Below are 16,784 nucleotides of genomic sequence, written 5' to 3' on the forward strand. Positions count from 1 at the left end.
TTTAGCTCCATTTTTTCTCTAATTTTCTTGAATATAAAGTGATGGGATAACAAAGTATAAAAAAGATAAAAAAAATCAAACCATAAATAATAAAAGGTGCAAAATCATTTCTATTATGAAATTCTATAATTTGTTGCCCTATCTTGACAAGCTCTACCGCACCGATTAAATAAGCAAAGGTTGTGCTTTTAATCATGCGAGTAAGTAAATTCATGCTCATAGGAGTTAAACGACGCATAGCTTGTGGAATAATAATATAAACAAAACTTTGCACCGTATTTAAACCTAAAGATGATGCACTTTCATACTGATGTTTTGGAATACTCTGCAAGGAAACACGCACCAAATCCATCATCTCAAAACAACCCCAAATGCTAAAAACAATAATAGCTGCACTTACAGAACTCAAATCCCACCCAAACCATCTAGGAAAACCAAAATACACCACAAAAAGCCATACTAAAAGTGGCATAACACGCACAAATTCTAAACCCAAACGACAAAAAGCATAGATATAGGTATTTTTAAAACTCATTAAAATTCCTAAAAATAACCCACCTATCGAAGTAATAATAATGCTGATAAATGAAATTTCAAGAGTGACAAAAAGCCCTTGCCAGAGTCTTAAAAGCGTATCAGTATTTAAAAGTTCAAGCATGAAGCAACCTTTTTTCAAACTTTAGTAAAACAAAAGACAAAGGCAAAATAATGCATAAATATCCCATAAACAACAAAAACAATAGCTCATCTGTCTTATAGGTTAAGGAATTTAAACTCTTCATTAAATTCACCAAATCTGGCAAGGCAATAATACTAACGACTGAAGTTTCTTTGATTAAAAATATAATATTAGCACTAATACTTGGCATAGAAATAGCCAAAGCTTGCGGCAAAATCACATAACACAAATTTCCAAATTTTGAAAAACCCAAAGAAAGTCCCGCTTCAAACTGCTGTTTTCTTATGGCTTCAAATCCCGCTCTTAAACTTTCAGCCATATAAGAACCTCCTAAAAAACTAAGTCCTACTATAACACAAGCAAAAGAAGGCCTTAAAGTTTCTTCTACGCTTAAGCAAATCAAATCAAGCAGTGGAATTTGCTCTAAATGTATATTAAATTTAGGTAAAGCATAATATAAGAAAAAAAGTTGAATTAATAAAGGCGTATTTCTTGAAAACTCTATATAAAGCTTGCAAATATTTTCTAAAATTTTTATTTTAAAATAACTCATTAAAATACAAAACAAACCTATTATCAAAGAAAAAATAATTCCAAAAAAGCTTAGTTTTATCGTAAGCCAAGCAGCCGTTAAAAAAGCAGGAGCTTGAGCTAATATAAAATCAAAATCCATTCTCTACCTTAAATTTTACCAAAGTTCTTTCATGATCATATCTTTATTTAAAATTTCAATTCTACCTTTTTTTGTATCAATAAGTTCTGAAATTTTAAGCTCTTTTAACACTCGAGATAAAGATTGTGCTCTAACATTTAAATCAATTGCAATTTGTTTTTGTGAAATTGTATCTAAATTTTTTTCATTTTCCAAAAGATACTTTAATAATCTCGTCCTTAAATCTAATGCATTTTGAGATAATTTCTTTTCTAAAATTTTAATTTTATCAAAAAGTGAACTGATAAGTAAAAAATTGAATTCTTTATTTTCACTGCATAAATTTTGAAAATTAATAAAATCAATCTCCAAAATTTCCCCATCTTCTTCAAAGATAGCATTAGCAGGATAATTTAATTTTTTAAAAGCAGGCATTTCTGCTATAAAATTTGGAGGATTAAAATAATGCAAAGTAATTTCTTTATCACTTGCTGTACTTTTATAAATGCGTATTTTTCCCTTAAGTAAAATAAAAAAATTTTTGGCTTCTTCGCCCTCATAAAATAAAATACTATTTTTTTGAAATTTTTTTAATTTTCCTACACTAGATAAAAGTTCTAAATAATCTTTCATTATATAATATTTCCATTCTTAACTTATGTTAAATTTAATTTATCTTATTTTTGCTATATTAACGCCATAAAATTAACATTTAAGAAAGGCTTATATGAAATTTGAAACAATTAATCAAGAAAGCATAGCAAAACTCATGGAAATATTTTATGAAAAAGTTAGAAAAGATAAGGATTTAGGTCCTATTTTTAACAATGCTATTGGAACAAGCGATGAAGAATGGAAAGAACATAAAGCAAAAATAGGAAATTTTTGGGCAGGCATGCTTTTAGGCGAAGGTGATTATAATGGGCAACCCTTAAAAAAGCACTTAGATCTACCTCCTTTTCCTCAAGAGTTTTTTGAAATTTGGCTAAAACTTTTTGAAGAAAGTTTAAATATAGTTTATAATGAAGAAATGAAAAATGTCATTTTACAGCGTGCACAAATGATAGCTTCACATTTTCAAAATATGCTTTACAAGTACGGCGGACATTAATTTGGCAATTTTTTTGCCAAATCTTTTTTTGCCTTTTCTAAAATCTCCTCATCCTTGGAAAAATCAAAAAATTTAAACTCATTTCCATGTTGCATAAAACCATCGAGCAAATCTCCACTCAAACGATTTTTAAGATCAAGCTCTGCTATTTTAAACCCATCTAAAGTGCTAGCAAATTCTTTTAAACGACTCGGAATTTCTTTAAGCTTAGTATAAAGATAGCAAGTACTTTTAAGCCCTACACGACCTACACGGCCACGAAGTTGATGTAAAGTAGCAAGTCCTAAACGTTCCGCCCCCACAATCACTATCATACTCAATCTTGGCAAAGAAATGCCCACTTCCACCACTGTAGTGCTTAGTAAAATATTTCCCTCATCTCTAAAACGCTCTAAAATTTCATCTTTTTGTTTATCTTTCCCATGAGTTACAAAAACTTTTTCATAGTGACTCTGCCAATATTCTTTAGCCTGCTCTAAAGAAAGATAAGGAATATTATCACTAGCACTCACTAAGGGATAAATAATGATAATTTGATGATTTTTAGCGATTTCTTCTTTGATCTTCTCGCTAAGCTTAGAAAAGCCTTCATTTTGTATACAATAAGTTGTGATATCTTTTTTAAAAGGCATTTGTTTAATGAAACTAAAATTTAAAAGTTCAGATTGTATCATGCTTAAAGTTCTTGGAATAGGCGTAGCCGAAAACTGTATAAAATGAGGGGCAAATTCTTGTTTACTTAAAGAATGAATTTTCTCACGCTGAGCCGAGCCAAAACGATGTTGTTCATCTATCATTACAAGTACGGCATTATGGCTTTCTAAATGAATTAAAGCATGAGTACCTATAATAAGATTTGCTTTTTGAATATTTTGTTCTAAATCTTTTTCTTTTTTACCCCCTTTAATAAACAAAATATTCATAAAATCAGGCAAAAATTTCTTAGCCTCTTCATAAAGCTGATGCGCTAAAATACTAGTAGGTGCCATCAAAATAGCTTGTTTAGGATAAACCATCAAAGCCGCACCAAGCAAAACCAAGGTTTTACCACACCCTACATCACCCATAATTACACGCCTTCTAGCTTCTTTTGAATGCAAATCTTTTTCTATATCTTTTAAGGCATTAAGCTGATCTTTAGTAAGAGAAAAAGGCAAATCTTTAAGCCAATTAGCTATGTTAAAAACATTGATTTGATGAGCTTTAAAATGTGTTTTTTTAGCTTTTAAACGCTTTAAAAAATTATATATTTCTATATATTTTAAATCTTTGCTAAAATTTTGCAAATTTTCAAACATAAAAAAACTTTTTTCATCATAAGCATGCAAATTTAAAAGAAAATGTATATATTTATCCCCTATGCCACTTTCTTGTAAATTTTCATAATTAAGATATTTATGTATAAAAGCAGCAATTTTTGCATCTTTTAAACCTAAAATTTGGTACTTTGGACTAAAACCCTCAAAAGAAGTTAAAATTTTAGGATTGTTAAATTGCCAAGTATGATTAAAACGCGAGAGTTTAGCATTAAAAATAAGCCCTTTTCCTACCTTACAAATCCCAAAATGCCAAGCTCTAGGATGAAAAAACACAAAAGAAATATTTTCTTGCCATTCTTCACAAAAACCTAAACCAAAAAGTTGATTTTTTCTTGAACTAACGCTTTTTATAGTGATTTTTTGGGTGCAAATTTCATTTTCTTTAGGATTTTTACTTGGATTTAAATTTTCAATTTTTTTAGGTAAAAGAAGCGCTAGATCAATAGCACTTCTAATTTTTAATTTTTTAAAAAATTCAAAATCACTTTCTTTAATTTTCATTTTGTATGCTTGCGAAACTTATATTTAAAAGTTCTTGATGTTTTTTAATATAAGCATTTATGGTTTCAAGCTTAACCTTTTCCATAAGTTTTAATTCTTCTTTATAATATCCTAATTTTAAACCTTGATAAAATTCATTAAAGGCCATAGATAAACGCTTGCTTAAGCTTTCATAACGCAAAGGAGTTGATCCTATGAGAAAATTTTTAGCTTGATCAAGTTCGTTTTGAGTCATGCCATTTTTTATAAAATCTTCAAAAAGCTCTTTTACGATTTTTTTAGCTTCTTTAGTGCTTTCATTTTTAGTTTGTAAATATCCAAAAACTCTAGAAAAAGACATATTCATATCAAGCATAGCATAAGCTGAGTATGCAAGACCTCTTTTAACACGAATTTCTTCCATAATCCTTGAACCAAATCCTCCTTGCCCTAGAACAAATAATGCAATTTTTGCAAGATATAAATCCTTATCTTTAAAATCAGCAAAAAAAGGTGTAGCAAAATAAATATAAGCTTGTTCACTTTCTGGGCGTAGCAAAATTTCATCTTTGATGTTTTTGCTTAACTCATATTTTTTTGGAGTATTTTTCTTACCTATTTGAAGTTTTGATAAGAGTTTTAAAAGATCTGCCTTGGCTTGTTTTTCTTCTAAATCTCCTCCTAAAATCACAACCAAATCACTAAGATGGATAAAATTTTTATAAAAATTTTGCAAATCTTTTAAAGACAAAGTTTCTATACTTTTTTCATCTCCATCATTTGGACTTTGAAATTCTTTACATTTAAAAATTTGAGCATTGAGTAAATTTTTTGCTAAATAATCAAAATCACTATTTTTACTCGCGAGCTCACCTAAGGCATTGATTTTTAATTTTTGCAAAGTTTTTTCTTCTATTCTTGGTTTTAAAAGCAATTTTTCTAAACTCTTTAAAGCAAAATCAAAATTTTCTTTCAAGCAAGAAAGGTTGATTTCCAAGCTTTCAAAACCACTACTTGCCTCTAAATTTATCGCTCTAAATTCTAAATCCTTAAAAAATTTATCATCCACTCCTTCATTTAAAATGCGTGAAAACATTTTAGCCAAACCTGCTATTTCATCATAACTTCTAGCACAATTTCTAAAAACAAGCTTTAAAACAACAATAGGAAAATCAGAATTTTTTTCAAAAATAAAAGGGATTTTAACACCCCTACTCTCTAAATACTGCATTAAAACCTTTCTAAAATTTCATAAGCGGTATTGCGTTTAGCTGGATTTTCGCCTAAACTTCTAATCAGCCTTATCATCTCATCTTGATTCATTCTATAACTTGCTCCTGCAGCGCTTACTACATTTTCTTCCATCATGGTTGAGCCTAAATCATTGGCTCCAAATTTTAAAGCAAGCTGGCCTATAAGTGAGCCTTGAGTTACCCAAGAACTTTGTAAATTTTTAAAATTATCTAAATAAAGTCTTGCTAAAGCTAAAAGTCTTAAATACTTGTTAGAACTTTGTTTCATAATCTCTGGATATTTTTGGATTAAAGCAGTATTATCACTTTGAAAGCTCCATAAAATAAAAGCTCTAAAACCACCTGTTTCATCTTGTAATTTTCTTAAATGTTCAAAATGATCGATGATTTCTTCATCATTTTCAACCGTTCCAAACATCATGGTAGCTGTACTTTTCATACCGATTTTATGAGCTTGGCGATGTACTTCTAACCAAGTAGCCGTATCGCATTTATTGGGTGCGATAATATCACGCACCCTATCACTTAGCACCTCAGCTCCCGCTCCTGGTATAGAAAATAAACCCTTAGCTTGTAATCTTTGAAGCACTTCAGTAATTGAAATTTTAGATGCTTTTGCAATATAAGCGATTTCAACCGCTGAAAAACCATGTACAGTGATATTTGGGTAATGTTCTTTTATCCAAGAAACTAGTTCTTCATACCATTCTATTTTTAATTTTGGGTGCACCCCGCCTTGAAAAAGAATTTGTGTTCCCCCGATAGCCTCAAGCTCTTCTATCTTTTTACCTATTTCTTCAAAACTTAAAATATAAGCATCATATTCTTTATGATGGCGATAAAAAGCACAAAAAGAACAATCAATACAACAAACATTAGTATAGTTAATATTTCTATCTACAACAAAAGTAGTGATTTTTTCAGGATGAAGTTCTAATTTTCTTTTATAAGCCATTTCTCCAAGTTCAGTTAAACTCGCATGATGTAATAAATCTAAAGCTTCTTTTTTATCTAGTCTTTTCAAAATTTTTCCTTGTTTTTTTTACATAATTAAAATAATTATAGCATTTAAAATATAAATTATGCTATAGTTTCGCTTATGAATTACATTGAACTATTAAAAAATAATAAAAATATCAGAATATTGGCTTCGGTTCAGTTTATAGTATATTTTGGAGCATGGTTTTCTCAAACGGGAGTTTTTACCCTTTTAGTCGAGCTTAATGCTCCTACTTGGGCAACAGCTACAAGTGCTATGCTTGCTTTTTTACCTGGAGTTTTGCTTGCTCCTATTAATGGGGTTATAGTAGAGAAAAATAAACCTAAAAAACTTTTACTCAGTATGATTAGCATAGAATTAATTTCTATTTTTTGTCTTATTTTTGTCACAAGTCTTAGTATGCTTTGGCTTTTGTTTATTTTAATTTTCATAAGACTTTGTGTTGCTTCGATTTATTTTCAAGCTGAAATGAGTTTATTGGCCAAAATTTTAACTCCTCAAGAACTTAAACTCGCTAATGAAATGCACAGTGTCATTTGGGCGATTTCTTATACAGCAGGTATGGCAAGTGCGGGAATTTTTATTTATTTTCTAGGAGTTAAAACCGCTTTTCTATTTGACTGTATACTTATACTCATAGGCATTTCTTTTTTAGTAAGATTAAGCATTCCTGATTTTCATCAAAAAACACAAAGTCGCTTTTTTACCATGATAAAAGAAGGATTTTTCTATGTTTTAAACAATAAGATAATTTTTCATCTTATCTTGCTTCACGCTTTTATAGGTTTAACTGCTTATGAAACCTTGGTTACGCTTTTAGCGCAACATCAATATAAAGAAGTTTTATCTGCTGCTTTAGTAATAGGGTTTTTAAATGCAGTACGTGCTTGTTCTTTAGCTATAGGACCTATGGTTTTAAGCAAATTTATTAATGATAAAAATTTATTTTACATGTATCTTGGTCAAGGCTTGGGTATTATACTTTGGGCTTTAACTCAATTTAATTTTTATATTTCTTTTTTAGGTTTAATCGGTGCAGGTTTTTTTACCTCAGCACTTTGGGCTTATACCTACACCATGATACAAAAAAATGCTGACAAAGAATATCATGGTAGAGTGATCGCTTATACAGATATGATTTATCTTAGTTTTAGCGCTATTATTTCAATGCTTATGGGCTTTTTATTTGAAATAGGCTTGAGTTTAGAACTGATTACAGGGTTATTAGGTATGGTTTTTATCTTTGCAGCATTTTATTGGAAGTGGTTTTATAAAAAATATTTGTGAAAATTCACAAATATTTTAAATTTTAAACAAATCTTGAAGATTTTTCATCGCTTCTTCATTACTGATGGCATTATTTAGCTGCGATGAGCTTAATTCATTGAGCTCTATTTCATAACCACTTAACATAGAAGCAAGGCGAATATTAATACCATTTTTTCCTATAGCTTTACTTTTTTGTTCGCTATTTAAACTTACAATAGCTTTTTTATCTTCAATTTTTACAGAATTTACAATAGCAGGAGCCAAGGCACGAGAAATTAAAATTTCACTCTCATTTGTAAATTCTATACAATCAATATTTTCATTATGAAGCTCTTTGCTTACTGCATTAATTCTTACACCTTTAACACCTACTGTAGCGCCTACAGGATCGATATTTGCTCCATTAGCCTGAAGAATGATTTTTGCTCTTTCACCTGGAATTCTAGCACATCCTATAATATTGACATAACCATCTTTGATTTCTGGAACCTCAGCTTCAAGTAAACATTCTAAAAATTTAGGACTCGTACGACTAAGCTCGATTTTAATACCCTTATCTGTATAAACACGGCGTATCACAGCTTTTACCACATCCCCTATTTTAAACTTTTCCCCTTTAATACGATTTTTTCTTGGTAAAAAAGCTCTTAATTCATCTATTTCAATAAAAGTATTTTCTTCATTATCCACTCTAACAACTGTACCAAAAACCATTTGCCCCACTTTGTTTTTATACTTTTCAAAAATAGTTTGTTCTAATAATTTTTGTATATGATATTCAAGTTCTTTATGCAAGGTATTTACCGCAGTTCTTCCTAAATTTTCCAAAGAACATTCATAAGTTAATTCATCTCCTATTTCAACATCTGGAGCTTCTGATTTTGCCTTACTTAACGCGATAAAACTCTCACTTTTATTTTGTAATCTCTCGTCATTATCTGCTACTATGGTAATTTTTTGATAAAGATTTAAATTTTTAAGATCCACAAAAAACTCATATTCTTGTCCATAAATTCTTTTTGCAGTATTGATTAAAGCGGTAGCTACTTTTTCTCTTACATTCTCTAAGTTTAAATTTTTTTCATTAGCAATAGATTCGATAATATCTGCTATCTTTTCCATATTTTATAAAACCTTTTTTGTGGGAAATTTAAAAATGTAGATAAAAATTATATCCTTAATAAGTTTAATTAAAAGTAAAATTTGCTAAAATTATAGATTAAAATGAAAATTCTTAAGGATTTAGCTATGGAATTAAAATTGGCAAGAACTTTGATTAATGAAAAACCTAAAAATATTAGCCTAGAAAAAATCGAAGAGGCTATAGAAAAAGAAGGACAAAAGTTTTTTTATTTTGATAAAGATAATACACACAAACAACTCATTGCCCTTGTAAATCATTTTGAAAAAAAAGGAGTAAGCATTTATCATAGAACCGTAAAATACGGACTTGATGATAATGATTTTATGTATGAGGTACATATTCTTTGAGTGCTAAAAAACTTTTTATTCAAACTTTAGGTTGTGCGATGAATGTCAGAGATTCTGAGCATATGATCGCAGAATTAACACAAAAAGAAAACTACGCACTAACAGAAGATATCAAAGAAGCAGATCTTATTCTTATTAATACCTGTTCAGTGCGTGAAAAACCTGTGCATAAACTTTTCTCAGAAGTGGGTGGCTTTGAAAAAGTTAAAAAAGAAGGTGCTAAAATAGGAGTTTGTGGATGCACTGCATCACATTTGGGAAATGAAATTTTCAAACGTGCTCCTTATGTGGATTTTGTTCTAGGGGCAAGAAATATTTCCAAAATCACTCAAGCTATAAAAACTCCAAAATTTATGGGCGTGGATATAGACTATGATGAAAGTGAATTTGCTTTTGCAGATTTTAGAAATAGTATTTATAAATCCTATATTAATATCTCCATAGGTTGTGATAAACACTGCACTTATTGTATAGTGCCACATACTAGAGGAGATGAAATTTCCATACCTTTTAATATTATCTATAAAGAAGCTCAAAAAGCCGTTGAAAAAGGCGCTAAAGAGATTTTCTTGCTAGGACAAAATGTCAATAACTACGGCAAAAGATTTAGAAACGAACATAAAAAAATAGACTTTTCAGATCTTTTAGAAGAACTTAGCACTATAGAAGGTTTGGAACGCATTCGCTTTACAAGTCCACATCCTTTGCATATGGATGATAAATTTTTAGAAGTTTTTGCCAATAATCCAAAAGTTTGCAAATCCATGCACATGCCTTTACAAAGCGGCTCAAGTGAAATTTTAAAAGCTATGAAGCGTGGCTATACTAAAGAATGGTATTTAAATAGAGCTTTAAAACTTAGAGAACTTTGTCCAAATGTTAGCATTTCTACAGACATTATTGTAGCTTTTCCAGGGGAAAGTGAAAAAGATTTTGAAGAAACTATGGATGTTTTGGAAAAAGTGCGTTTTGAACAAATTTTTTCTTTTAAATACTCCAAACGCCCTTTAACAAAAGCCGCAACCATGCCTAATCAAATCGATGAAGAAACAGCTTCGAGAAGACTTAGCACCTTACAAAATCGTCATAGTGAAATTTTAGATGAAATTGTAAAAAAACAAGAAAATAAAACTTTTAAAGTTTTATTTGAAGAATTAAGAGCAGGCAATAGCATTACTGGAAGAACAGATAATAATTTTTTAGTTCAAGTTGAAGGTAGCGAAGAACTTTTAGGGCAATTTAAAGAAGTAAAAATCACTAATGCAAAGCGTATGGTTTTATATGGGGAAATCGTTTAAAATCCATTGCTTAACATATATAATTTTCATCTTGCAATGGCTTATTTTTTTAAGCTGTAAAAAGCACTATAAAGGTGAAAAAGTTGACCGTAAAGCTAGTGTGATACTTTTTTGGCATGGAAAATTAGCACTCATGCCTTTTGCGTTTAGACATTATAGACAAAAAAATAAAAAAGCCTATGTCATGATCTCCCACCATAAAGATGGAGAACAAATTGCAAAAATCATCAAGCTTTTCGGTCTTGATACTGTAAGAGGAAGCACTTCAAGGGGTGCTAGCAGTGCACTTAGAGCTGCATTTAAAGTTTTAGAACAAAATGACGATATAGTTATCACGCCCGATGGTCCACGTGGGCCTTATCATAGTATTTCAGATGGTTCTATCATTTTGGCTCAAAAAAAAGAACTAAAGATAAGAATTTTAAACTATGAAGCAAATCGTTTTTGGGAATTTAAAAGTTGGGATAAGATGATCTTGCCAAAACCTTTTAGTAAGATTACTTATAGTCTAAGTGAACCTTTGGATATTTTATCTTTAGATAAAGAAAAAGCTAAAGAATTTCTAATGGAACAATTTGATAAAATTAGCTTAGCTGATCAATTTAAGGAATGAAATGTTATTTTTACTTAAAAAAATATTTCCACAACTTTTTATTAGTATTATTTTAGAAGATAAAAAAAATATTGTAAAAGCTTCTATTTACAGAGGAAATAAACTAATCAGTAGCAATGAAAAAACTTTTGATAAAAGTGAAAATTTATTAGAATACATAAAAAATTTAAGCAAGCATTTCTTATTTTACCACACTGCTTTATTTTTAGACGCCAAAGAACAAGGATTAATACCTAGTACAAATATTCAAGATTGTGAGCACTTTAATATAGGAAAAATCAGCTTACAGCATATTTTATTTAATAATGCCCTTGTTTATACGGCTACCGAACATGTGGAATATTATAGCGAGCTTTTTGAAGAATATAGAGGTTTAGATTTTTTATATTCCCCTTTTGCCCTTCTTTACTACAATATACAAAAAGAAAAACAGCCTGATGATCAAATTTTACTTTATGGATTTAAACAAGGACATCTTTTGGCAATTATTGTTGCTAAAGGCAATACTATTTTATACGGTGATTTTAAAATATTTGAGCAAGAATTAGGTTTAGAGCTTGAACTTCCATCAGAAGATAATCAAGAAATTGAAAACAACAACGATGATACTGAAGTTACCTTAGATAACTTCAATGAAGCCTTAAATAATAAATTTGATCTACTTGATCAAGAAAATAATCTTGAAACTTTGGATAATAATGATAATTTTAATCTTGATGAATTAAATCAATTTAGCAATGATATGGAACTTTGCCGTTATATTATTACGAGCATTGAAAAATTTTACAATGATGATAAATATGCTGGGGTATTTATCAATGGTATTTTATTATATAGCGAATCAGATATTAACATAAGTGCTATTGATTTTTTAGAAAGTGAAACTTTTTTAGAGATAAAAACGAAACAAATCAACACCTTAGATCTTATGATAGAGTTGATGCGAAAGGAGCTTAAATGACTTATAGCTTCATACAGCCAAGAAAAAAACCTATTTTCACACTCTTTGATAAAATTTGGCTAGGACTTTTTGGTTTTAGTATATTATTTATCTTGCTAGTATATTTTACATATACAATAAAAATTGCATTAATCAATAGCTCTATCGATGATGAAAAACAACAAGTTATAGTGCTTCAAAATCAAACTAAGCAAAATGAAATGCTTTATGAAATTTTATTTGATCAAAGCCAAATAGCGAAAAATTTTAACACTCAAAATCAAATTGTTAAAGAAAGCTTAAGAAATCTATTTGATATTATTGTAAAAACTGATAATATTACTCTTGAAAGTGTTGAACAAGACGAATATTCCTTAAAACTTATCGGAGTCACTCCTACAAGAGAAATGTTTACTCTACTTTTAGAAACCCCTTTAAAAAGCATCTTTGATCAAAGCTATACAACCTATTATCGCTTAGATAATGGGTGGTATCGTTTTGTTAGTATTAGTAAACAAATTCCAGGAGTTGCAGATGAAAGATAAAAGTCTAGAAGAAATTGATTTATTAAAGCTTATCATTTGCGCGTTAAGTTTTATAAGCGTTTGCACAGCCTTGATCTTATTTTTACTTTTACCGACATTAAAAAATTACAAACAAGCAAATCTTAGAGAAAACTCACAACTTGCTATCTTAAAAGCCGCTAAATCAAAATTTGACTTTAGTGAAGATAAAATATCAACTCTAAGAAGCGAAAACAACAAAAGTTTAGAGCAATTTGAGCAAAATTTTAATATAGGAAATTTTGATATTTTTTTACAAAAATATTTTCAAAACGTAAAAATTCAAGAAACTAAGCCCGAAAAACAAGAAAAATATCTAAAAAACCGCTTAGCCATTAAAGCGACAATGAACAATCCTAGAAGACTTTATGATTTTATTGATGCTCTAAAAAACTATAACAACTTAATCAAGCTTGATTATCCACTTAATCTTAAAGCAGGAGAGCAAGGTATCTCTATAGATCTTACTCTCAAAGTTTATTCAAGCTAAACTCACATCTTCGCCTTTTAAAATTTGATTCATAGTATTCATTGCACACATTTTTCCACACATGGAACATGAGTTTAAATCATCAGGGCGACGCTCATTAAACATTTTTTTAGCCTTTTCTCCATCAATAGCAAGTTTAAACATTTTCTCCCAATCTATCTCTTGTCTAGCCTTACTCATCTCATCATCTCTTGATCTTTCTTGTGGAAGTTTAGCTATATCTCCTGCATGAGCTGCAATTTTAGTCGCAACTATACCCTCTCTAACATCTTCTAAATTTGGAAGTCTTAAGTGTTCAGCAGGTGTTACATAGCACAGCATATCAGCACCGCTAGCTGCAGCCACAGCTCCTCCAATAGCACCACTAATATGATCATACCCTGCGCCAATATCTGTTACCAAAGGTCCTAAGACATAAAAAGGCGCTCCTTTGCATAAACGCTTTTCTAATTGCATATTTGCCTCTATTTCATTAATAGCCATATGCCCTGGACCTTCTATCATTACTTGAACCCCAACATCCCAAGCCCTTTGGGTAAGAAGCGATAATTCTATAAGCTCTGAAATTTGCGCCCCATCACTTGCATCGTGAGTAGAGCCAGGACGCAAAGCATCGCCCAAAGATAAAGTTACATCGTATTTTAAACAAATGTCAAGCAAATCATCATAATACTCAAAAAAAGGATTTTCGGCATCTTTCATCATCATCCAAGCATAAAGCACAGAGCCTCCTCTTGAAACTATATTTGTAAGTCTTTTACTTTGTTTAAAAATATGCGCTGCGCGAGAATTAATACCTGCATGAATTGTCATAAAATCAACCCCACTTTTAGCATGATGATATACAACATCTAAAAAGTCTTTAGCACCAATTTGTTTTAAATCTTTTTCTAAAAATCCTACCGCATCATATACAGGAACTGTTCCTATCATAGCTTTTGAAACATTAACAAGCTCGTCTCTAAAACGACTTGTTTTGCCATAATTGCTTAAGTCCATAATCGCTTCTATGTCAAATTTATGAGCAAGCTCTACTTTTTTCATTTCCTCGCTATAATCAACGCAATCATTTGAAACTCCTAAATTTACATTAACCTTAGTACGCAGTCCAAAACCTATACCATTTGGATCAAGACTTTTATGATTAATATTTGCAGGGATAATAATTTTACCGCAAGCAATATTTTCAAGCAAAAAATCTTTACTTAAATTTTCTTTTTGTGCAACAATCTGCATTTCTTTAGTAAAAATACCTTCTTTCGCATAATTCATTTGAGTTTTCATAAATTTATCCTTTAAAAAATTTGGATAAATGAAGGGTGAGTATAAATTTTTAAAGTATTGAAATTTATAAATCTTCCCGACGCTGGCATTATCCAGATCCGGTTCGGTCTAAGCTTTTAGCTTACTCTCAGCCTGTTACACAAGCTCCCGTCATTTATGTTTTAATTATACACTTTAAATATTTATTTTTGCTTTATGCGTGGCAGTCTTTGTAAAATTTATAAGTTCTTCTGTAGTTTTTATATGATAAGGAAGTTTTCCAAGGCAATATTTCAAAATTTCAGCAGCTGCCAAAGCATCATCTAAAGCCCTATGATGCGTATTTTCCACGCCCAGAAATTCTTTCAAAACCTCTAGTTTATATTTTGGACTTTCTATACAACATTGTGCAAATTCTATAGTACAAATACGACGATTAAGTAAAATGCCAAAACCACACTCATTTAAAGCCTTAGAAATAAAACTATAATCAAAACGCACATTATGTGCTACAAAAATACTGTCTTTTAAAAAAAGCCTAAAATCACTTAAAACCTTTGTTAAACTTGGAGCATTTTCCACCATCTCATAAGTAATACCCGTAAGTTCGGTTATATTTTCTGGAATTTCTTTTACTTTAACAAAACTTTGAAAGCGTCCAATTTCTTTAGAATTTTGAATTTTTACTGCTCCAATTTCTAAAATTTCCCCCTTACTTACACCGCCAGTACTTTCTATATCTACTATACAAAAAATTTCATCTTTAATTTTTGTTGTGCGTGTTTTAAGGATAAAAATATTATCTTTATTCAAAGTTAAGCCCAAACCCAAAAGCTCAAAAGTTTCCAAATCTAAATCAAAATTTTTTAATTCTTCAACTTTGGCAAACTCTTGCATCACCCAATCATAAGGCTTGCTTTGCTTGTTTAATATAGAAATAATCTGATCAATTTGCTGTAAACTCAAAATTCAAGCTTTAAAGATGAAATTGCAGTTTTATAATCATTAGAAGAAAAAATATAACTTCCAGCCACCAAAATATCAGCTCCGGATTCCTCTAAATCGCTAGCATTTAAACCATTAACACCACCATCAACCTCTATAAAAACTTTAGCATTTTTTTTATCAATCATTTGGCGTAATTCTTTGATTTTTTCATGTACCAAAGGTAAAAATTTTTGTCCACCAAATCCAGGATTAACGCTCATTAAAAGCACCATATCTACAAATTCTAGCATGTGTTTAATAGAATCAATAGGAGTGTGTGGATTTAAAACAATAGCAGGATGGATTCCTTGACTTCTTATATATTCACAAAGCCTTATAGGATGAACTTCGCTTTCCATATGAAAAGAAATGAATTTTGGTTTCAAAGGGATAAAAAGATCTATAAATTTACTTACATCTTTAACCATCAAATGCACATCTAATGGCAACTTACTAATAGTTGAAATTTTTTCGATCACGCAAGGTCCGAAAGTCAAATTTGGAACAAAGTGTCCATCCATTACATCAATATGTAAAAGATCTGCACCTGCAGCTTCAATAGCTTTAACTTCTTCTTCTAATTTCAAAAAATTTGCAGACAATAAACTTGGAGCTACATACATGATCAAAACCTTAAAGTATATATAAATGTGATAAATAATATTTTATCGACTTATATATTAAAAAAACTATAAATTATGGAATATTTTAAGCTTAATTTTGATAGAATCTTCATTTAAAAATTTTCATAAGGACAAGAAAATGGCAAGAGTATGTCAAATCACAGGCAAGGGTCCAATGGTGGGTAATAATGTCAGCCATGCTAACAATAAAACAAAAAGACGCTTTTTACCTAATCTCAGAACAGTTCGTGTAACTTTAGAAGATGGCACCACGAGAAAAATGAGAATCGCAGCTTCTACTCTGAGAACTCTAAAAAAACAAAATTCTAAATAATTTTGAGGATTTATTCCTCAATTTTAAAATTTCCAATTTAAAAATAAACTTTAATAAATCACTTATATAACACACATTTAAAAATTATTATTAATTTTATTATTTTTTAAGCCAAAAATATCTTTTAATAGTGTAAAATACCTTGTTAAATGAATTTTAAATTTTACTAATACAAGGAGAGTTTATGCTACATGAATATAGAGAATTAATGTCAGAGCTAAAAGGTAAAGATGCTCATTTTGATAAACTATTTGATCGTCATAATGAACTTGATGACATGATTAAAGATGCAGAAGAAGGTAGAACTTCTCTTAGCAGCATGGAAATTTCAACTTTAAAAAAAGAAAAGCTTCATGTAAAAGATGAACTTAGCCAATATCTAGCAAATTATAAAAAATAAGGCAAAACAATGTTTGGAA

The 16,784-nt window shown here is 29.9% G+C and carries 20 protein-coding genes and 1 riboswitch; of the genes, 10 read left to right on the forward strand and 10 right to left on the reverse strand.

Annotation, left to right across the window (positions count from 1 at the left end):
- Position 1: 1 nt before the first annotated feature.
- From SR62_RS04580 to nssR, 3 genes are read right to left on the reverse strand one after another with little or no spacing between them, the layout of a single operon-like run.
- Positions 2–658, reverse strand: a complete 657-nt coding sequence (locus SR62_RS04580) for an amino acid ABC transporter permease (protein WP_002882400.1) — start codon at positions 656–658, stop codon at positions 2–4.
- Entirely contained in the window at positions 651–1,352 is a 702-nt protein-coding gene (locus SR62_RS04585; protein WP_147502281.1) for an amino acid ABC transporter permease, read from the reverse strand. Before SR62_RS04585 ends, SR62_RS04580 begins: the two co-directional genes overlap by 8 nt.
- A 15-nt stretch (positions 1,353–1,367) precedes the next feature.
- On the reverse strand, positions 1,368–1,964 hold the full coding sequence (gene nssR / locus SR62_RS04590; RefSeq protein WP_002891803.1) for a nitrosative stress-sensitive transcriptional regulator NssR: 597 nt from the start codon (positions 1,962–1,964) through the stop codon (positions 1,368–1,370).
- A 94-nt stretch (positions 1,965–2,058) separates the two neighbouring features.
- Between nssR and ctb the strand changes: the two genes are divergently transcribed.
- Positions 2,059–2,442 carry a truncated hemoglobin Ctb gene (ctb, locus tag SR62_RS04595; protein ID WP_002858471.1) on the forward strand — a complete coding sequence of 128 codons (384 nt, stop codon included), beginning with the start codon at positions 2,059–2,061 and terminating at the stop codon, positions 2,440–2,442.
- On the opposite strand, the gene recG is transcribed toward ctb, so the two are convergent.
- The 3 genes from recG to SR62_RS04610 are packed head-to-tail and all read right to left on the reverse strand — an operon-like array spanning position 2,439 to position 6,518.
- The gene (recG, locus tag SR62_RS04600) at positions 2,439–4,262 is read right to left on the reverse strand and encodes an ATP-dependent DNA helicase RecG (protein WP_147502282.1); all 1,824 of its coding nucleotides are present in this window, start codon (positions 4,260–4,262) and stop codon (positions 2,439–2,441) included. The two genes, ctb and recG, sit on opposite strands and share 4 nt — an antisense overlap.
- Positions 4,252–5,472 carry a M16 family metallopeptidase gene (locus SR62_RS04605; RefSeq protein WP_002891796.1) on the reverse strand — a complete coding sequence of 407 codons (1,221 nt, stop codon included), beginning with the start codon at positions 5,470–5,472 and terminating at the stop codon, positions 4,252–4,254. Before SR62_RS04605 ends, recG begins: the two co-directional genes overlap by 11 nt.
- The gene (locus SR62_RS04610; RefSeq protein ID WP_002891794.1) at positions 5,472–6,518 is read right to left on the reverse strand and encodes a dehypoxanthine futalosine cyclase; all 1,047 of its coding nucleotides are present in this window, start codon (positions 6,516–6,518) and stop codon (positions 5,472–5,474) included. Before SR62_RS04610 ends, SR62_RS04605 begins: the two co-directional genes overlap by 1 nt.
- 75 nt (positions 6,519–6,593) lie before the next feature.
- Between SR62_RS04610 and SR62_RS04615 the strand changes: the two genes are divergently transcribed.
- Positions 6,594–7,781 carry an MFS transporter gene (locus SR62_RS04615; RefSeq protein ID WP_002891791.1) on the forward strand — a complete coding sequence of 396 codons (1,188 nt, stop codon included), beginning with the start codon at positions 6,594–6,596 and terminating at the stop codon, positions 7,779–7,781.
- Between the two features lie 15 nt (positions 7,782–7,796).
- On the opposite strand, the gene nusA is transcribed toward SR62_RS04615, so the two are convergent.
- Complete coding sequence (gene nusA / locus SR62_RS04620; protein ID WP_002891789.1) at positions 7,797–8,885, reverse strand: transcription termination factor NusA; 1,089 nt, start codon at positions 8,883–8,885, stop codon at positions 7,797–7,799.
- A gap of 126 nt (positions 8,886–9,011) precedes the next feature.
- Between nusA and SR62_RS04625 the strand changes: the two genes are divergently transcribed.
- The 6 genes from SR62_RS04625 to SR62_RS04650 are packed head-to-tail and all read left to right on the forward strand — an operon-like array spanning position 9,012 to position 13,158.
- Positions 9,012–9,254: an HP0268 family nuclease gene (locus tag SR62_RS04625; RefSeq protein ID WP_002851103.1), complete on the forward strand. Its 243-nt coding sequence runs from the start codon at positions 9,012–9,014 to the stop codon at positions 9,252–9,254.
- Positions 9,251–10,552, forward strand: a complete 1,302-nt coding sequence (gene miaB / locus SR62_RS04630; RefSeq protein WP_002891786.1) for a tRNA (N6-isopentenyl adenosine(37)-C2)-methylthiotransferase MiaB — start codon at positions 9,251–9,253, stop codon at positions 10,550–10,552. Before SR62_RS04625 ends, miaB begins: the two co-directional genes overlap by 4 nt.
- A complete protein-coding gene (locus tag SR62_RS04635; protein ID WP_002891782.1) occupies positions 10,536–11,165 on the forward strand; it encodes a lysophospholipid acyltransferase family protein in 630 nt (209 codons plus the stop codon). The genes miaB and SR62_RS04635 overlap by 17 nt, the downstream gene beginning before the upstream one ends.
- A gap of 1 nt (position 11,166) precedes the next feature.
- Positions 11,167–12,126 carry a hypothetical protein gene (locus tag SR62_RS04640; protein ID WP_002880681.1) on the forward strand — a complete coding sequence of 320 codons (960 nt, stop codon included), beginning with the start codon at positions 11,167–11,169 and terminating at the stop codon, positions 12,124–12,126.
- Positions 12,123–12,650 (forward strand): hypothetical protein, encoded by a 528-nt coding sequence (locus SR62_RS04645; protein WP_002858498.1) that lies wholly within the window; start codon positions 12,123–12,125, stop codon positions 12,648–12,650. The genes SR62_RS04640 and SR62_RS04645 overlap by 4 nt, the downstream gene beginning before the upstream one ends.
- Positions 12,640–13,158 carry a hypothetical protein gene (locus tag SR62_RS04650; protein WP_002868197.1) on the forward strand — a complete coding sequence of 173 codons (519 nt, stop codon included), beginning with the start codon at positions 12,640–12,642 and terminating at the stop codon, positions 13,156–13,158. The genes SR62_RS04645 and SR62_RS04650 overlap by 11 nt, the downstream gene beginning before the upstream one ends.
- On the opposite strand, the gene thiC is transcribed toward SR62_RS04650, so the two are convergent.
- The 3 genes from thiC to rpe form a co-directional block, all read right to left on the reverse strand.
- Positions 13,150–14,442 (reverse strand): phosphomethylpyrimidine synthase ThiC, encoded by a 1,293-nt coding sequence (gene thiC, locus SR62_RS04655; protein WP_002891780.1) that lies wholly within the window; start codon positions 14,440–14,442, stop codon positions 13,150–13,152. The genes SR62_RS04650 and thiC overlap by 9 nt on opposite strands.
- A gap of 56 nt (positions 14,443–14,498) precedes the next feature.
- A riboswitch (TPP riboswitch) is annotated at positions 14,499–14,603 on the reverse strand.
- Positions 14,604–14,616: 13 nt separating this feature from the next.
- The gene (locus SR62_RS04660) at positions 14,617–15,387 is read right to left on the reverse strand and encodes a 3'-5' exonuclease (protein WP_002869522.1); all 771 of its coding nucleotides are present in this window, start codon (positions 15,385–15,387) and stop codon (positions 14,617–14,619) included.
- Positions 15,384–16,031, reverse strand: coding sequence for a ribulose-phosphate 3-epimerase (gene rpe / locus SR62_RS04665; protein ID WP_002859889.1), 648 nt, complete (start codon positions 16,029–16,031; stop codon positions 15,384–15,386). The genes SR62_RS04660 and rpe overlap by 4 nt, the downstream gene beginning before the upstream one ends.
- Positions 16,032–16,170: 139 nt before the next feature.
- On the opposite strand from rpe, the gene rpmB reads away from it, so the two are divergent.
- Together rpmB and SR62_RS04675 are read left to right on the forward strand one after the other, a co-directional pair.
- Positions 16,171–16,365: a 50S ribosomal protein L28 gene (gene rpmB, locus SR62_RS04670; protein WP_002854974.1), complete on the forward strand. Its 195-nt coding sequence runs from the start codon at positions 16,171–16,173 to the stop codon at positions 16,363–16,365.
- A gap of 184 nt (positions 16,366–16,549) precedes the next feature.
- Entirely contained in the window at positions 16,550–16,765 is a 216-nt protein-coding gene (locus tag SR62_RS04675; RefSeq protein WP_002855201.1) for a YdcH family protein, read from the forward strand.
- The last annotated feature ends 19 nt before the right edge of the window (positions 16,766–16,784 follow it).

The organism is Campylobacter sp. 2014D-0258, assembly GCF_008000495.1.
In the GTDB taxonomy this organism is placed as follows: Bacteria; Campylobacterota; Campylobacteria; order Campylobacterales; family Campylobacteraceae; genus Campylobacter_D; species Campylobacter_D jejuni.